The organism is Streptomyces sp. NPDC016309, from assembly GCF_043077235.1.
GTDB lineage: Bacteria > Actinomycetota > Actinomycetes > Streptomycetales > Streptomycetaceae > Streptomyces.
The window spans coordinates 132,793-148,794 of record NZ_JBIBSG010000001.1 but is presented as its reverse complement, the minus strand read 5'-3'; the positions used below and the strand labels follow the sequence as shown (position 1 = coordinate 148,794).

The following is a 16,002-nucleotide window of genomic DNA, read 5'->3' as shown; positions in this document are numbered from 1 at the left end:
AGGGTCACTTTTGGCTACGGTCGGTTCACCCAAGGGCAAATGTCGTAGGAACGTCCAGATGCGCCCGCTACTGCCCTACCTGTCGGTAATTTACCCTGCTCCGGCCCCGGTTCCCTCCCCGGGCCCCGTTCCGGCCCCGGAGGGGACCCAGCGGTACCGGAGTTCCGGGCGGCCCACCTGTCCGTACTGCGGACTGCGCTCCGCCCGGCCCGCGGTGACGAGGTGCTCCAGATACCGGCGGGCGGTGATGCGGGAGATGCCGACGACCGCGGCGGCCCCGGCGGCCGTGAGCCCGGTGTCCGCCTCGCGGAGGGTACGGGTGACGGCGGCGAGGGTCGGGGCGCTGAGGCCCTTGGGGAGGGCGGCGGGCTGGGGGGTGCGGAGGGCGGCGAGGGCCCGGTCGACCTCGTCCTGGCCGGACGCCTCGCCGGCGGCCGCGCGGAACTCGGCGTACCGGACGAGCCGGTCGCGCAGGGTCGCGAAGGTGAAGGGCTTCAGCACGTACTGGACGACGCCGAGCGAGACGCCCTCGCGCACGACGGCCAGGTCGCGGGCGGAGGTGACCGCGATGACGTCGGCGTGGTGGCCGGAGGCGCGCAGCGATCGCAGCAGGTGCAGGCCGTGACCGTCCGGCAGGTACAGGTCGAGGAGGATCAGGTCGACCGGCGTCCGCTCCAGCAGCCGGACGGCGGCGGCGCGCGAGTGCGCCACCCCGACCACGGTGAAGCCCGCCACCCGGCCCGCGTACAGCGCGTGCGCGTCCGCCGCGACGGGATCGTCCTCGACGACCAGGACCCGGATCGGCGCAGGCCCGGTCATGACGGCACCTCGCCGGCCCGGACCGGCCGCTCGCTCCCCGCAGCGCCGACCGCGCCCGGCCCGCCCGCGTCCGCGCCGACCGCGCCCGGCTCACCGGCGCCCCGCGTGACCCCGGCCCGGGCGGCCGCGGGCGGCAGCGGGAGCCGGACCGTGAAGCGCGCGCCGCCGTCGGGGGCGTCGTCCAGGGCGACGGTGCCGCGTGCCCGGTGGGCCGCCTGCCGCACGAGCGCCAGGCCCAGGCCCCGCCCCGGGCCGTGGGTGGACCATCCGCGCCGGAAGACGGCCTCGTGGTCGTCCGCGCCGACGCCCGGGCCCGAGTCGGCGACCCGCAGCAGCAGTTCACCGTCGTCCGTCCGCGCGGTGACCGTGACCCGCGCGGCGGGCGTCCCCCGGGTCGCCTCCAGGGCGTTGTCGATCAGGTTGCCCAGCATGGTCACCAGGTCGCGCGCCGGGAGCGCGGGCGGCAGGACACCGTCGTCGATCCGGCTGTCCTCCGTCAGCACCAGCTCCACGCCCCGCTCGCTCGCCTGGGCGGCCTTGCCCAGCAGCAGGGCCGCCAGCACGGGTTCGCCGACCGCGTCGACCACCCGGTCGGTCAGCGTCTGGGCCAGCTCCAGCTCCGCCGTCGCGAAGCCCACGGCCTCCTCCACCCGCCCCAATTCGATCAGCGACACCACCGTGTGCAGCCGGTTGGCCGCCTCGTGCGCCTGCGAGCGCAGCGCCTGCGTGAAGCCGCGCTCCGAGTCCAGCTCGCCGGACAGGGCCTGCAACTCGGTGTGGTCCCGCAGTGTCACCATCGTTCCCCGCCGCTCCCCGCCGACCACCGGCCGGGTGGACACCACCAGCACGCGATCGGCCGTCAGGTGCAGCTCGTCCACCCGCGTCCCGCCGGACAGCAGCGCCCCGGTGAGCGACGGCGGCAGGCCGAGCCGGTCGGCCGGCGTGCCCACCACCCCGGGCCCCAGGCCCAGCAGCTCCCGCGCCCCGTCGTTGATCAGCGCGATCCGCCGCTCCCCGTCCAGCATCACCAGGCCCTCGCGCACCGCGTGCAGCGCGGCCTCGTGGTAGTCGTGCATCCGGCTCAGCTCGGCGGCGTTCATGCCGTGCGTGTGCCGCCGGAGGCGGGCGTTGACCACGTACGTCCCCGCGCCGCCCAGCGCCAGCGCCGCGCCGGCCATCCCGAGCAGCGCGGTGACCTGGCCCTGGAGCTGCTCGCTGATCCGGTCGACGGTGATGCCCGCGCTGACGAGGGCGACGACCTCGCCCCGGTCGTACACCGGGGCCACCGTCCGCACCGAGCGCCCCAGCGTCCCCACATAGGTCTCGGAGTACGTGTCGCCGCGCCGGGCGGCGTCGATGTGTCCCAGGTACTTCCTGCCGATCCGGTCCGGCTCGGGGTGCGTCCAGCGCGTGCCGTCCGGCGCCATGATCGTCACGAAGGTGACGCCGGGCTCCCCGACGAGGGAGGCGGCGTACGGCTGGAGCCGGGCGGTCGGGTCGTGGGACCGGGCGGCCTCCACGACCGTGGGGGCGCGGGCGACCGCCGTCGCCGTCGCGGTGGTCTGCCGCCGTGCGGTCTCCTCGGCCTGGCCGCGGTCGTCGGCGTACGCGAAGAGCGCGCACCCCGCCACGACCGCGGCCACCAGCACGACCTGCATCGCGAAGAGCTGGCCGGCGAGGCTGCGGGGACGGGTGTGCGAGAAGCGCATGAGCGAGGTCCGCCTGTCCGAAAACGTGTGAACGAAAGGTACGCAACGGTGACCGCCGTCACAAGGTGAGAGATGGTCTCGGGGATCCACAGGGACAGTGGAGCGACTCACCGAGGAGGACCCCGTGGCCGCACGACGGGACCGTACCCACTATCTGTATCTGGCCGTCATCGGGGCGGTCGTGCTCGGCATCGCCGTGGGCTTCGCCGCCCCGGGGGTGGCCGTCGAACTGAAGCCGCTGGGCACCGGCTTCGTCAACCTGATCAAGATGATGATCTCCCCGATCATCTTCTGCACGATCGTGCTGGGCGTCGGATCGGTGCGCAAGGCCGCGAAGGTGGGCGCCGTCGGCGGACTGGCCCTGGGCTACTTCATGGTCATGTCGACCGTGGCGCTCGCCATCGGCCTGGTCGTCGGCAACGTGCTGGAGCCGGGCTCCGGCCTCCGGCTGACGGACGAGGTCGCGGCGGCGGGCGAGAAGCAGGCGTCGGGGGCGAGCGAGAGCACCGCCGACTTCCTCCTCGGCGTCATCCCCAAGACACTGGTCTCCGCGTTCACGGCGGGCGAGGTGCTCCAGACGCTCCTGGTGGCGCTCCTGGCCGGCTTCGCGCTCCAGGCGATGGGCGGGGCGGGGGAGCCGGTGCTGCGCGGGATCGGGCACATCCAGCGCCTGGTCTTCCGCATCCTCGCGATGATCATGTGGGCCGCCCCGGTGGGCGCGTTCGGCGCCATCGCGGCGGTGGTCGGCGAGACCGGCGTGGACGCCCTGAAGTCGCTGGCCGTCATCATGATCGGCTTCTACCTCACCTGCGCCCTGTTCGTGTTCGGCGTCCTCGGCACCCTGCTGCGGCTGGTGGCGGGCGTGAACATCCTGACGCTGCTGCGGTACCTGGGCCGGGAGTTCCTGCTGATCCTGTCCACCTCCTCCTCCGAGTCGGCGCTGCCGCGCCTGATCGCCAAGATGGAGCACCTGGGCGTGAGCAAGCCCGTCGTCGGCATCACCGTCCCGACCGGCTACTCCTTCAACCTGGACGGCACCGCCATCTACCTGACGATGGCCTCGCTGTTCGTCGCCGAGGCGATGGGCGACCCGCTCTCGCTCTCCGAGCAGGTCTCCCTCCTCGTCTTCATGATCATCGCCTCGAAGGGCGCGGCGGGGGTGACCGGCGCGGGCCTGGCGACGCTGGCCGGCGGTCTCCAGTCGCACCGCCCCGAACTGGTCGACGGCGTGGGCCTGATCGTCGGCATCGACCGCTTCATGAGCGAGGCCCGCGCCCTGACCAACTTCGCGGGCAACGCGGTCGCCACCGTCCTGGTCGGCACCTGGACCAAGGAGATCGACAAGGCGCGGGTGGCCGACGTCCTGGCCGGGAAGGTGCCGTTCGACGAGAGGACCCTGGTCGACGACCACGCCCCGGCCCCCGGTGGCACGGACGACCTCCCCGAGCCGCGCGAGCCCGTCAAGGTCTGACGTACCGGGACCGAGGCGCCCCGGGCTTACGGAGTCCGGGCGACCGAACCGCGCGGGAGGCCCCCGCGCGGTTCGGTCCGTTCCGCCCGTACCGCCGGTAACAGGAACGTGTCATCGTAGGGACCACTTCTGGCATGTGCATGAAGGGATCCCCCATGTCGCGTCTTCCCGCACTGCTCGCCCTCACCCTCACGGTGGCCCTCGGCCAGGTCACCGCCTCCGCCGCCGAGGAGCCCAGGACCGCCCCGCGCGACGTCGTGGTCGTCGGCAACAGCGCGGACGGCACGGTCAGCTTCATCGACTCCCGTACGTACGAGAACCTCGGCTCCCTCGACGTCGTCCCCGACCTCGACGCGGTCCTCGCCGGCATGGACCCGATCCGCCGCGCCGCCTACGAGATCGTCCGGCAGCAGGCGGGCGGCGACAAGTTCGTGGACGACGCCCACCTCTCACCCGACGGGCGCACCCTCTACGTCTCGCGCGGCAACCTCGGCGACGCCGCCGCGTACGACATCGCCTCCGGCCGGCAGCTCTGGCGCACGCACCTCGACGGCCTCAAGGCCGACCACGCCGTCCTCTCCCCGGACGGCTCCACCTTCGTCGTCTCCGCCATCACCGCCGCCAAGGCGCAGGCCCTGGACACCGCGACCGGCCGCGTCACCGGGGAGTTCGCGACCGGCACGTATCCGCACGAGAACATGTACTCGGCGGACGGCAGCCGCATCTACAACATGTCCATCGGCATCACCTCGTTCCCCAAGGCCCTCAACGCCCTCAAGGGGACCAAGCAGGTCACGGTCGCCGACGCGACCACGCTGAAGGTGCTGCGGAAGTACACCTTCGACAAGGGGGTGCGCCCGGCCGTGATCACCCCGGACGGGAAGACGATGTACGCCCAGCTCTCCTACCTCAACGGGTTCATCGAGTACGACCTCCAGGCCGGGCGCACGGTGCGGACCGTCGAGATGCCGTTCAGCGCGGCGGGGGCGGCGCTGAAGCCGGACGACTACCCGCAGAACTCCGCCCACCACGGCATGGCGATGAACGGCGCGAACGACAAGCTGTGCATGGCCGGCACCATCGACGACTACACGGCCGTCGTCTCCCGCCCCGGCCTGACCACCGACGGCCTCGTCCCCTACGAGCCGGGGGCGCTGCCGTACTGGTCCCTCACCGGGCCCGGCGGCACGCACTGCTTCGTGACCCTCTCCAACCGGGACGAGGTGTCGGTCGTCGACTACCGCACCGCGAAGGAGGTCGCCCGGGTGAAGGTCGGCGACTTCCCGCAGCGCGAGCGGGCCGGGCGGGTGGCGGCGGACGCGCTGTCCGGTCTGGACCGCTGATCCGGCTGGATCCGGCAGGCAGGCCCTAGGGGGCGTCCGGGGCACCGCGGGCCAGGCGAGACTTCACGGACACGGCCTACGGCTCCAGCGACGCCACCAGCTCCGCCGCCCGCTCGGCCGGCGTCCCCGCCGAGATCAGCATCGTGACCGCGGCGGACCGCCCCGCCCGGTCCGCCGCGAGCGCACCCGCGTTCACCGCCTCCATCAGCCCGAAGAGCACCTGCTCGTGCACGTACGCGAGGGCGGCGGCCGGCAGCGGGGAGGCGAACACGCCCTCGTCCAGGCCGCGCCGCAGCACCGCCGCGCAGGCCTCGCGCACCGGGGTCAGCCGCTCCCGGATGCCCTCCATGGTGACGCTCCGCTGGGCCAGTGCCACCAGGAGCCGGTAGCGGTCGGCGATCTCCCACACCGCGAGCGTGGCGCGGGCCAGCGCCTCGGCCGGGTCGTCCACGCCCTCGCGGCCGCTCGCGTGCGCCCGCGCCACCGACTCGACCGCGCTGTCCACGAGCGCGGCGATCAGCGCCTCCCGGCTGGGGAAGTGCCCGTACACGGTCCGGCGTACGACCCCGGCCGCGCGGGCGATCTGGTCCATGGAGGCGTCCGGGTCGCGCAGCAGCTCGGTGAGGGCCACCTGCTCGATACGGCGCCGGTTGGCATCGGCTCTTCCAGAAGTCACGCCTTCATTTTGCACATGGCTGTGCAGTGGCGTAACTTGCACAGGAGTGTGTAATTGCACATCACTGTGCAAGATCGTGTCGCTGGAAGGGTGGACAGAACCATGCGTCTCGTCATGAACGAGCCGGTCGAGAGGATGGACCGGCCCTATGCGAAGCGCTGGTGGGCACTGCTCGTGCTGTGCCTGAGCCTGCTGATCATCGTGATGGCGAACACCGCCCTCACCGTCGCCGCGCCCGACATGACCCAGGACCTGGGGCTGTCCAGCTCCGACCTCCAGTGGGTCATCGACGGCTACACCGTCCCCTACGCGGCGCTGATGCTGCTGCTGGGCGCGATCGGCGACAAGTACAGCCGGCGCGGCGCGCTCGTCCTGGGCCTGGTCGTCTTCGGCGCCGGCTCGGTCGCCGGCTCGCTGGTCGACTCCTCCGCCGGTGTCATAGCCGCCCGGGCCGTGATGGGCGTCGGCGCGGCGATGATCATGCCCGCCACGCTGTCGCTGCTCGCCGCGACCTTCCCGCGCGCCGAGCGCGCGAAGGCCATCGTCCTGTGGACGGCCACCGCCGGTCTCGCCATCGCCGCCGGGCCGCTGGTCGCCGGCGCCCTGCTGGAGAACCACGGCTGGGCGTCCACGTTCCTGATCAACGTTCCCGTCGCCGCGCTCGCGATCGTCGGCGCCTTCGCCCTCGTACCGCCGTCGAAGGCCGCCCGGCACGGGCGCATCGACTACGTCGGCGGGCTGCTCTCCGTCGTCTGGACCGGAGCGCTGGTCTACATGATCATCCAGGGCCCGCACTTCGGCTGGGACGCCAAGGCCGTGGGCGCCGCGGTCGTCGCGGGCGCCGGGCTCGTCGCCTTCGTGGTCTGGGAGCTGCGCCACCCGCGCCCGGTGCTGGACGTCCGCCGCTTCCTGAACCGCGGCTTCGCCGGCTCCAACCTGGCCGTCGCCCTGTTCTTCCTCGCCGTCTTCGGCGCCTTCTACTACCTGACCCAGCACCTTCAGTTCGTGCTCGGGTACGACCCGTTCGACACGGGCGTGCGGATGCTGCCGCTGGCCGGCGCCGTGTTCGTCGGCTCCGCGCTGACCGGGTTCCTCACCCCGCGCCTGGGCATGAAGGTCACGGTCACCGCGGGCATGGCCCTCGGTACGCTCGCCCTCGCCCTGCTGACCCGGGTCGACGCGGCCTCCGCGTACGGCGACTTCGTCGCCCCGCTGGTCGTCCTGGGCGTCGCGATCGGCCTCGCGCTGTCCCCCTGCACCGACGCCATCATGGGCGCGTTCCCCGAGTCGGAGCTGGGCGTGGGCGGTGCCGTCAACGACACCTCGCTGGAGCTGGGCGGTTCGCTCGGCATCGCGCTGCTCGGCTCGGTACTGGCCTCCTCGTACTCCTCGCACCTCGCCGACGCCACCGAGGGCAGCGGCCTCCCCGCCGAGGCGCTCACCACCGCCCAGGACTCGGTCGGCGCCGGATTCGCCGTCGCGCACGGCATCGGCGAGCAGGCCGCCCACGCCTCGCCGGCGCAGGCCGCCCAACTGACGCAGGGCGCCGAGCGGATGGCCGACGCCGTGGGCTCGGCCTTCTCCGACGCGGTGGCCCACACCAGCCTCGTCGGCGCGGCGATCCTGGCCGTCGGCACGGTCCTGGTGGCCCTCCTCCTGCCGGGCCGCACGGCGCGCGCGAAGGCGGAGACCGAGGCCCGCGAGCCCGAGCTGGTCTGAGCCCGCCCCCGCACGGCCGGGCCGTGACGTGCCGCCGGGGGGCCGCACGTCACGGCCCGGCGGTTTCCGCCCCTCACGGGCGGCGCCGAGGCCCCCGCGCCTCACGGGCCGAGCAGCTCCCGCTCCCGCTCGTCCAGGACCAGATCCGCCGCCGCGGCCGAGTCGCGGGCCGTCTCCGGGCGGCTGGCCCCCGGGATGGGAACGACCACCGGGGAGCGGGCCAGCGCCCATGCCAGGGCCACCCGCTGCGGGCTGACCCCCCGCTCCCGCGCCACCCGGTGGAAGGCGCCGAACCGGGGGTCGGCCTCCCGGGCGGACGGGCCGTCCAGCGAGCTGCGCGAGATGCCGCCGAGGGGGCTCCACGGCAGGAACGCCAGCCCCAGCTCGGCGCAGAGCCGCAGCTCGGGCTCGCTGTCCCGGACGGCGGGGGACCACTGGTTCTGCACGGAGACCAGCCGGTCGCCCAGGACCTCGCGGGCGAGGCGGATCTGCGCCACGTCCACGTTCGAGACGCCGGCCATCCGGATGGTGCCCGCGTCCAGCAGGTCGCGGAGCGCGCCCAGCGATTCGGCGTACGGCACGGCCGGGTCCGGCTTGTGCAACTGGTACAGGCCGATCGCCTCCACCCCCAGCCGCCGCGCCGACGCCCGGGCGGCACGCCGCAGGTGCTCGGGGCGGCCGTCGACGGTCCAGCCGCCGCCGGGGGTGCGGCCCCGGCCGCCCTTGGTGGCGACCAGCACTCGGTCGCGGGCCCCGCCGCCGTATGCCGCCAGGGCGCGGGCGACCAGGCGTTCACCGTCGCCGGGCTCGCCGCCCGCCGGGGCGTGGTACGAGTCGGCCGTGTCGATCAGGGTGACGCCCGCGTCGAGCGCGGCGTGGACGGTCGCCAGCGCGCGGGCCTCCTCGGGGCGGCCCTCGATGGACAGCGGCATCGCCCCGAGCCCCACGGCGCCGACCGCGACGTCCCCGAGGTACCTCACGCCAGGGCCCCGAGGGTTTCGCCGACGGCCCGTTCCAGCCAGTCGGAACTGTGCCGGAAGGGGTAACCGAGCTCCGTGGCACGGGTGTTGTCCATGGCGTATCCGCGCCGGAAGGAGAAGGGGGACACCTCGCCCGTCCCGACCTCCCGGAATTCCGCCCGGCCACCGGTCCGCGCCTCGACGGCCGCGCAGATGTCCCGGGTCGTCAGGGGACCGTGCGACGCCGCGTTCACCGGCCCGGTGAAGTCCCGCTCGGCCGCCCACGCCAGGAAGTCCGCGATCTCCTCCACGTACACATAGGTCGCCGGACGGTCCGCGGGGGCCACGGCGACGGGGAGCCCCGCCCCGATCCTTTCCGCGTAGTGCGTGAGGCGACCGGTGAAGTCGTCGGCGCCACCCAGGACATGGGCGACCCGCACGGCCGTGAAGCGCAGCGACGGGTCCCGTGCGAACACGGCCTCGGCCTGCCGCTTGCCCTCGCCGTAGGGGAGGTCGGCGTCCAGGTCCACCGCGACCGTGCGCGGATCGACGGCCTCCTCCCGCACGGGCGAGGCGGAATCCTCGTTCTCGTACACCTCGACCGTCGACGTCATCACGTAGCGCCGGGTGCGCGGCCCGAGGACCCGCCGGGCGATCTCCGCCTGGCGGGGGGTGTAGCAGACCTGGTCGAGCACGACGTCGAAGGTCCGCGGACCGAGCGCCTCTTCCAGGGCCCGTTCGTCGTCACGGTCGGCGATCAGGTGCACGGCCCCGGCGGGCGGCGCGGACGATCCGCGATTGACGACGGTGACGGTGTGCCCCGCCTCCAACAGCCGCTTCACCAGGCGCTTTCCGAAGTACCGGCTCCCGCCGATCACGCATATTCCGAGCATGGGCACCAGTGTTACGGTGACGGGCCGCAGCCTGAAGGGGGAACCATGGGAGATCCGGCCGCCGCGCCCAAAGAACAACGGCATCCGCGCCCCGTGGCCGTCGGAACGACGGCGGTGTCCTTCGACCAGGTGGACCGGCAGATCCTGGAGCTCGTCCAGAGCGACGGCCGCATCAAGCTGAGCGAGCTCGGCCGCCGGGTCCGGCTCAGCCCGGCGGCCGTCGCCGAACGCGTCCGCCGCCTGGAGACGTGCGGTGCCATCACCGGGTACGGCGCGCACGTGTCACCGGCCCGGCTCGGCTACGGCATCCAGGCCTTCATCCGGGTCGACCCGCACGGTGGCTACACCCTCCGGCACCCGAGGACCCTGGAGCTGCTGGACCGCCCGGAGGTCCTGGAGGCCCACCACGTGGTCGGCGAGGACTGCTGGATCCTCAAGGTGGCGGTCACGGACACCGTCCACCTGGAGGACGTGCTGGAGCAGACGTCCGCGCTGGGCCGCACGACCACGTCGGTCGTGCTCTCCTCGCCGGTGCCGCGCAAACCGCTCTTGCCTTGACGTCCGCGTCAAGCCCTACCGTCGGGGGCATGCGAATCGGCGAGCTGGCGAAGCGCGCGGGCACGACCACCCGGACCCTGCGCTACTACGAGTCCCGTGGCCTGCTGCGCGCGCGGCGCGCGGAGAACGGCTACCGCACGTACGACGAGGACGACCTGCGGCTGCTCCAGCAGATCCGGACGCTCCAGGACTTCGGGTTCGACCTGGAGGAGACCCGGCCGTTCGTCGACTGCCTGCGCGCCGGCCATCCGGCTGGGGACGCCTGCCCCGCCTCGCTGGACGTCTACCGGCGCAAGCTCGACGAGCTGGACGGCCTGATCGGCCAGCTCCGGGCGGTGCGCGCCGAGGTCGCCGCCCGGCTCGCGCTGGCGACCGGGACGCCCGAACCACGCTGCCAATTCGAGAGGACGACGGAATGATCCACGCCCATGGAGTGCCCGAGGTGACCGACGCGGACTTCGACACCGAGGTCCTGTCCGCCGACCGCCCGGTCCTGGTCGAGTTCACGGCCGACTGGTGCGGCCCGTGCCGCCAGCTCGCCCCCGTGCTGAGCGCGGTCGCCGCCGAGGAGGCGGACCGCCTGAAGGTGGTGCAGATCGACGCGGACACCAACCCGGAGACGGTGACGCGCTACAACGTGCTGTCCATGCCCACCCTGCTGGTGTTCCGCGCCGGCGAGCCGGTGAAGTCGATGGTCGGCGCCCGCCCCAAGCGCCGGCTGCTCCAGGAAGTGGAGGACGCGCTGGTCTAGGGCACAGCGGCACCGACGTACGGAAAACGCCCCGGGCCGCATTGGCGGCCGGGGCGTTTTCTCGCGTATATTTGAGTTTTCGCATGCGCGCACGCCAAAAGGCGCGCAGAAGTTCAATAAGCGCACTGTATCGCGTCGGGAGTTGGATTGTCAACCGAGGAATATCGGAAAGAGCAGCAATTCATCAATGGGCTCTACGCGCGACTCGACCACCTGCGGACCCAGGCCGAGACCGCCGTCCGCGCCGCCCTCAAGGACGTCGGCACCGGGTTCCAGGCGCGGCTGGAGCGGGACGTGCTGGTCGCCGAACAGTCCGGGCTGCTCGCCGCCTTCGACGCCGGCGAAAGCGGGCTCTGCTTCGGACGACTGGAATTCCGCGACGGCCGCGACCACCACATCGGGCGCATCGGCATCCGGGAGGACGACGAGGAACGCACCCCCCTCGTCGTCGACTGGCGCGCCGACGTGGCCCGGCCCTTCTACCTCGCCACCGGGTACGAGCCGATGGGGCTGCGCCGCCGCCGCCACATCACCACCGAGGGACGCCACGTCACCGCGCTGCACGACGAGATCCTCGACCTGACCGACACCACCCGCACCGGGCACGAGAACCCCGACGCCGACGAGGTGCTCCTCGCCGCGCTCGACGCCGCGCGCACCGGCCGCATGAGCGACATCGTGCAGACCATCCAGGCCGAACAGGACCGTGTCATCCGCGCCCCGCACCAGGGCGTGCTCGTCGTCGAGGGCGGCCCCGGCACCGGCAAGACCGCCGTCGCGCTGCACCGCGCCGCCTACCTGCTCTACGCCCACCGCGAGCAGCTCGCCCGCCGCGCGGTCCTCATCGTCGGCCCCAACTCCGGCTTCCTCGGCTACATCGGCGAGGTGCTGCCCGCCCTCGGCGAGACCGGCGTCCTGCTGGCCACCCCGGGCGAGCTGTTCCCCGGCGTCCGCGCCACCGGCACCGACACCCCCGAGGCCGCCGAGATCAAGGGACGCGCCGGCATGGCCGACGTCCTCGCCGGGGTCCTCCGCGACCGGCAGACCGTCCCGCCCACCGACGCGCCGATCGAGATCGACCACGACGACTACGGCACCCTCCTGCTGGACCGGAACATGGCCGAGGACGCCCGCTGGGACGCCCGCGGCACCGGCCTGCCGCACAACCTCGCCCGGCCCCGCTTCGCGTTCCGGATCATCGACGCGCTCACCGACCAGCTCGCCGAGCGGCTCGGCGCCGACCCCTTCGGCGGCCCCAACCTCCTCGACCCCAGCGACATCACCCAGATGCGCAAGGAGATCGCCGCCAGCCCCCACGTCCACGCCGCGATCGAGGAGCTGTGGCCGGCGCTCACCCCGCAGGAGCTCGTCGCCGGCTTCCTCGCCGAGCCCGACGGCCACCTCCCGGACGGCGAGGCCGAGTTCGTCCGCCGCACCGGCGGCCCGTGGACCGAGGCCGACGTACCGCTGCTGGACGAGGCGGCCGAACTGCTCGGCGAGGACGACACCGCCGCCCGCGCCGCCGCCGAACGCGAGCGCAGCGCCCGCATCGCCTACGCCCAGGGCGTGCTGGACGTCTCCTACGCCTCCCGTACGTACGAGTTCGAGGACGAGGAGTCGGAGGTGCTCGGCGCCCACGACATCATCGACGCCGAACGGTTCGCCGAGCGCCACGAGGAGGCCGACCACCGCAGCGCCGCCGAACGCGCCGCCGCGGACCGCACCTGGGCCTTCGGGCACGTCATCGTCGACGAGGCACAGGAACTGTCCGCCATGGCGTGGCGGCTGCTGATGCGCCGCGTCCCCACCCGCTCGATGACCCTGGTCGGCGACCCCGCCCAGACCGGCGACGCGGCCGGCTGCGGCTCCTGGCAGGACATCCTCGGCCCGTACGTCGGCGACCGCTACGAGCACGTCCGCCTCGGCGTCAACTACCGCACGCCCGCCGAGATCATGGAGGTCGCGGCGGCGGTGCGGCGCGCCGAGGACCCGGACTTCGTCCCGCCCCGCTCCGTGCGGTCCACGGGCGTGGCGCCCTGGGAGCGGACCACGGACGACCTGCCCGGCGAGGTCGCCGAGGCCGTACGCCGGGAACGGCCCGCCGAGGGACGGCTCGCCGTGATCGCCCCGCCCGGCCGGCTCCCGGCGCTCGGCGCGGCCCTCCCCGAAGCCTCCCGCGGACCGGAACCCGACCTCACCCGGCCGGTCGTCCTGCTGGAGCCGCGCCAGGCGAAGGGCCTGGAGTTCGACACCGTGATCGTCGCCGACCCGGAGGGCATCCGGTCCGGCGGGCCGCACGGCGTCAACGACCTCTACGTGGCGCTGACCCGAGCCACCCAGCGGCTGGGGGTGGTCCGGGTCAGCGGTTGAGGTGGAGCCGGGCCAGCTCCTCGGGCGTGGGCGCGGGCGAACCCGAACTCCGCTCGATCCGCTCCCGCAGCGCTTCCGGGTCACGCCGCCCGGTCGGCCCGACGACGACCGGGCCCCGCCACCCCCCGGGCGCGGTGAGCGCGACGCGTTCGCCGTCCAGCGTGAACGCCTCGTACTCCCCGCCGGCCACGTCCACGGCCTCCAGCTCGTGCGCCGCGGCGTCGAACGAGGGCAGGACGTACACCCAGTCATCACGGTCGAAGACCAGCAGGGTCTGTGCGGGAAGGTCGGTCATGGCGGTCATCGTCACCCGCCGGCCGGCCTCCCCGCACACCGTTTTCGGCCGCCGCGCGCCACGGCGGCCCGTCCGGTCAGGCCGGCTTCAGCCACACCGTCGCCAGCGGCGGCAGCGTCAGCCGGACGTGCCCGCCCTCCGGCTTCACCGGGCCGGCGGTGCGCACCCCGCTGCCGCCGTACTCCGTGGCGTCGGTGTTCAGGACCTCCGCCCACGCCGCGATCCGGTCCGGCACCCACAGCCCGTAGTCCTCGCGCACCACCGGCGAGAAGTTGCTCACCGACAGCAGCGGCGCGCCCTGCGCGTCGTACCGCAGGAAGGCGAACACGTTGTCCTCGGCGGCGTCACCGAGCGACCACTGGAAGCCCTCCGGGACGGTGTCCCGCTCCCACAGCGCGGGCGTCGCCGTGTAGACCGCGTTCAGGTCGCGGACCAGGTCCCGCATCCCGCGGTGGTCGCCCGCCGAGTGGTAGCCGTCCTCCGTCAGCCACCACTCCGGGCCGTGCGCCTCCGACCACTCCGCCCCCTGGGCGAACTCCTGCCCCATGAACAGCAACTGCTTGCCCGGGTGCGCCCACATGAAGCCCAGGTAGGCACGCTGGTTGGCGCGTCGCTGCCACCAGTCGCCCGGCATCTTGGTCACCAGGGCCTGCTTGCCGTGCACCACCTCGTCGTGGGAGATGGGCAGCACGTAGTTCTCGCTGTACGCGTACACCATCGAGAACGTCATCTCGTTGTGGTGGTACTTGCGGTGCACGGGCTCCTTGGAGACGTACACCAGCGAGTCGTGCATCCAGCCCATGTTCCACTTCAGCCCGAAGCCCAGCCCGCCGCTGTCGGTCGGACGGGTGACGCCCTCCCACGCGGTGGACTCCTCGGCGATGGTGACCACACCCGGGCAGCGGCGGTAGACCGTGGCGTTCATCTCCTGGAGGAAGGCCACCGCGTCGAAGTTCTCCCGGCCGCCGTGCTCGTTGGGCAGCCACTCGCCGCCCTCGCGCGAGTAGTCCAGGTACAGCATCGAGGCGACCGCGTCGACCCGCAGGCCGTCGACGTGGAACTCCTCGCACCAGTAGACCGCGTTCGCGACCAGGAAGTTGCGCACCTCGGTACGGCCGTAGTCGAACTCCAGCGTCCCCCAGTCGGGGTGCTCGGCGCGCCGCGGGTCCGGGTGCTCGTACAGCGGGGTGCCGTCGAAGCGGGCCAGCGCCCAGTCGTCCTTCGGGAAGTGGGCCGGCACCCAGTCGACGAGGACGCCGAGCCCGGCGCGGTGGCAGGCGTCGACGAAGAACTTGAAGTCGTCGGGGCTGCCGAGGCGGGCCGTGGGCGCGTAGTACGAGGTGACCTGGTAGCCCCAGGACGGGCTGTAGGGGTGCTCGGCCACCGGCATCAGCTCGACGTGCGTGAAGCCCAGGCCCTTGACGTAGGCGGGCAGCTCGTCGGCAAGCTCACGGTAGGTCAGGCCCGGCCGCCAGGACGGCAGGTGCACCTCGTACACCGAGAAGGGCGCCTCGTGGACGGGCCGGTCGCCGCGGTGGGCCATCCAGTCGCGGTCCTGCCACTCGTAGTGCGAGGCCGTGACGACGGACGCCGTCTCCGGCGGGCACTGGGTGCGGCGGGCCATCGGGTCGGCGCGCAGCGAGCAGTGCCCGTCCGGCCCGGTGACGGCGAACTTGTACAGCGCCCCCTCGCCCAGGCCCGGGACGAACAGCTCCCACACCCCGGTGCTCCCCAGCGACCGCAGCGGCAGGCCGGTGCCGGCGTCCCAGTAGTTGAACTCGCCGACCAGCCGCACCCCGCGCGCGTTGGGCGCCCACACCGTGAAGCGGGTGCCGGTGACGCCCTGGTGGGTCATCGGGTGGGCGCCGAGCGCCTTCCACAGCTCCTCGTGCCGGCCCTCGCCGATCAGGTGCAGGTCCAGCTCGCCGAGCGCCGGCAGGAAGCGGTACGGGTCGTCCCCCTCGGCGACGGCGGAGTCGTACGCCGTCCGCAGCGTGTACGCGGGCACCGCGGACAGCGGCAGCACCACCGAGAACAGTCCGTCGCCGTCGTCGTGCAGCTCGGTGCCCACCCCGTCGACGACCACGGTCACGCCGCGCGCGCACGGGCGCAGGGCCCTGATCGCGATCCCGCCGTCGACCGGGTGGGCGCCCAGCAGGGCGTGCGGGTCGTGGTGCTCACCGGCGAGCAGCCGCCCCCGGTCGGCCGGGTCCAGCGGCGCGGCGACCACCCCGTCGGCGGCCGCCCGCGGCCGGGGCGTGGCGCCGGGCGGCGGCGTGGGCAGGGTGGTGGCGTCCCCCAGCGGGGTCTGCCTGACGGCGGGTGCGGGAGGCGCGGTGGACGCGGGCGCCGCGGGCGCCTTCTCGGGTGCCGGCGCGGCCGGTGCTCCCGGGGCCTTGGTGGTGGCCGGGGCCTTCTTGGCTGCCGGGGCGGCCGGGT

General features: G+C 73.5%; 14 protein-coding genes. 7 read left to right on the top strand and 7 right to left on the bottom strand.

What is annotated here, in order from left to right:
* Positions 1-90: 90 nt before the first annotated feature.
* Both ACF068_RS00600 and ACF068_RS00595 read right to left on the bottom strand, forming a co-directional pair.
* Positions 91-819, bottom strand: a complete 729-nt coding sequence (locus ACF068_RS00600) for a response regulator (protein ID WP_392271949.1) — start codon at positions 817-819, stop codon at positions 91-93.
* Positions 816-2,528: an ATP-binding protein gene (locus ACF068_RS00595; RefSeq protein WP_392271948.1), complete on the bottom strand. Its 1,713-nt coding sequence runs from the start codon at positions 2,526-2,528 to the stop codon at positions 816-818. Before ACF068_RS00595 ends, ACF068_RS00600 begins: the two co-directional genes overlap by 4 nt.
* 124 nt (positions 2,529-2,652) lie before the next feature.
* Here ACF068_RS00595 and ACF068_RS00590 point away from each other — a divergent pair, with 124 nt between their 5' ends.
* Both ACF068_RS00590 and ACF068_RS00585 read left to right on the top strand, forming a co-directional pair.
* On the top strand, positions 2,653-3,999 hold the full coding sequence (locus tag ACF068_RS00590) for a cation:dicarboxylate symporter family transporter (RefSeq protein WP_392271947.1): 1,347 nt from the start codon (positions 2,653-2,655) through the stop codon (positions 3,997-3,999).
* A 155-nt stretch (positions 4,000-4,154) separates the two neighbouring features.
* A complete protein-coding gene (locus ACF068_RS00585; RefSeq protein WP_392271946.1) occupies positions 4,155-5,342 on the top strand; it encodes a YncE family protein in 1,188 nt (395 codons plus the stop codon).
* 76 nt (positions 5,343-5,418) lie between these two features.
* Here the strand turns inward: ACF068_RS00585 and ACF068_RS00580 are convergent, their stop codons facing one another.
* Positions 5,419-6,018: a TetR/AcrR family transcriptional regulator gene (locus tag ACF068_RS00580; protein WP_392271945.1), complete on the bottom strand. Its 600-nt coding sequence runs from the start codon at positions 6,016-6,018 to the stop codon at positions 5,419-5,421.
* A gap of 102 nt (positions 6,019-6,120) precedes the next feature.
* On the opposite strand from ACF068_RS00580, the gene ACF068_RS00575 reads away from it, so the two are divergent.
* On the top strand, positions 6,121-7,737 hold the full coding sequence (locus tag ACF068_RS00575) for an MFS transporter (protein WP_392271944.1): 1,617 nt from the start codon (positions 6,121-6,123) through the stop codon (positions 7,735-7,737).
* Positions 7,738-7,838: 101 nt separating this feature from the next.
* On the opposite strand, the gene ACF068_RS00570 is transcribed toward ACF068_RS00575, so the two are convergent.
* Positions 7,839-8,669 (bottom strand): aldo/keto reductase, encoded by an 831-nt coding sequence (locus ACF068_RS00570; RefSeq protein WP_392272664.1) that lies wholly within the window; start codon positions 8,667-8,669, stop codon positions 7,839-7,841.
* A gap of 44 nt (positions 8,670-8,713) precedes the next feature.
* Positions 8,714-9,589, bottom strand: a complete 876-nt coding sequence (locus tag ACF068_RS00565) for an NAD-dependent epimerase/dehydratase family protein (RefSeq protein ID WP_392271943.1) — start codon at positions 9,587-9,589, stop codon at positions 8,714-8,716.
* Positions 9,590-9,634: 45 nt separating this feature from the next.
* Here ACF068_RS00565 and ACF068_RS00560 point away from each other — a divergent pair, with 45 nt between their 5' ends.
* The 4 genes from ACF068_RS00560 (at position 9,635) to ACF068_RS00545 (ending at position 13,268) form a co-directional block, all read left to right on the top strand.
* Positions 9,635-10,147 (top strand): Lrp/AsnC family transcriptional regulator, encoded by a 513-nt coding sequence (locus ACF068_RS00560; protein WP_392271942.1) that lies wholly within the window; start codon positions 9,635-9,637, stop codon positions 10,145-10,147.
* Positions 10,148-10,176: 29 nt separating this feature from the next.
* A complete protein-coding gene (locus tag ACF068_RS00555; RefSeq protein ID WP_392271941.1) occupies positions 10,177-10,566 on the top strand; it encodes a MerR family transcriptional regulator in 390 nt (129 codons plus the stop codon).
* On the top strand, positions 10,563-10,898 hold the full coding sequence (gene trxA, locus ACF068_RS00550) for a thioredoxin (protein WP_392271940.1): 336 nt from the start codon (positions 10,563-10,565) through the stop codon (positions 10,896-10,898). Before ACF068_RS00555 ends, trxA begins: the two co-directional genes overlap by 4 nt.
* A 147-nt stretch (positions 10,899-11,045) precedes the next feature.
* The gene (locus ACF068_RS00545; protein WP_392271939.1) at positions 11,046-13,268 is read left to right on the top strand and encodes a HelD family protein; all 2,223 of its coding nucleotides are present in this window, start codon (positions 11,046-11,048) and stop codon (positions 13,266-13,268) included.
* On the opposite strand, the gene ACF068_RS00540 is transcribed toward ACF068_RS00545, so the two are convergent.
* Together ACF068_RS00540 and glgB are read right to left on the bottom strand one after the other, a co-directional pair.
* Positions 13,258-13,563 (bottom strand): hypothetical protein, encoded by a 306-nt coding sequence (locus ACF068_RS00540; protein WP_392271938.1) that lies wholly within the window; start codon positions 13,561-13,563, stop codon positions 13,258-13,260. The genes ACF068_RS00545 and ACF068_RS00540 overlap by 11 nt on opposite strands.
* 76 nt (positions 13,564-13,639) lie before the next feature.
* Positions 13,640-15,847, bottom strand: a complete 2,208-nt coding sequence (glgB, locus tag ACF068_RS00535; protein WP_392272663.1) for a 1,4-alpha-glucan branching enzyme — start codon at positions 15,845-15,847, stop codon at positions 13,640-13,642.
* Positions 15,848-16,002: the final 155 nt, after the last annotated feature.

What these genes read in the sequence shown, in the direction of transcription:
- ACF068_RS00585 (WP_392271946.1), top strand. Translation starts at nt 4,155, where the DNA reads ATGTCGCGTCTTCCCGCACTGCTCGCCCTCACCCTCACGGTGGCCCTC.
- ACF068_RS00540 (WP_392271938.1), bottom strand. Translation starts at nt 13,563, where the DNA reads ATGACCGACCTTCCCGCACAGACCCTGCTGGTCTTCGACCGTGATGAC.
- ACF068_RS00565 (WP_392271943.1), bottom strand. Translation starts at nt 9,589, where the DNA reads ATGCTCGGAATATGCGTGATCGGCGGGAGCCGGTACTTCGGAAAGCGC.
- trxA (WP_392271940.1), top strand. Translation starts at nt 10,563, where the DNA reads ATGATCCACGCCCATGGAGTGCCCGAGGTGACCGACGCGGACTTCGAC.
- ACF068_RS00570 (WP_392272664.1), bottom strand. Translation starts at nt 8,669, where the DNA reads ATGCCGCTGTCCATCGAGGGCCGCCCCGAGGAGGCCCGCGCGCTGGCG.
- ACF068_RS00600 (WP_392271949.1), bottom strand. Translation starts at nt 819, where the DNA reads ATGACCGGGCCTGCGCCGATCCGGGTCCTGGTCGTCGAGGACGATCCC.
- ACF068_RS00560 (WP_392271942.1), top strand. Translation starts at nt 9,635, where the DNA reads ATGGGAGATCCGGCCGCCGCGCCCAAAGAACAACGGCATCCGCGCCCC.
- ACF068_RS00575 (WP_392271944.1), top strand. Translation starts at nt 6,121, where the DNA reads ATGCGTCTCGTCATGAACGAGCCGGTCGAGAGGATGGACCGGCCCTAT.
- ACF068_RS00595 (WP_392271948.1), bottom strand. Translation starts at nt 2,528, where the DNA reads ATGCGCTTCTCGCACACCCGTCCCCGCAGCCTCGCCGGCCAGCTCTTC.
- ACF068_RS00555 (WP_392271941.1), top strand. Translation starts at nt 10,177, where the DNA reads ATGCGAATCGGCGAGCTGGCGAAGCGCGCGGGCACGACCACCCGGACC.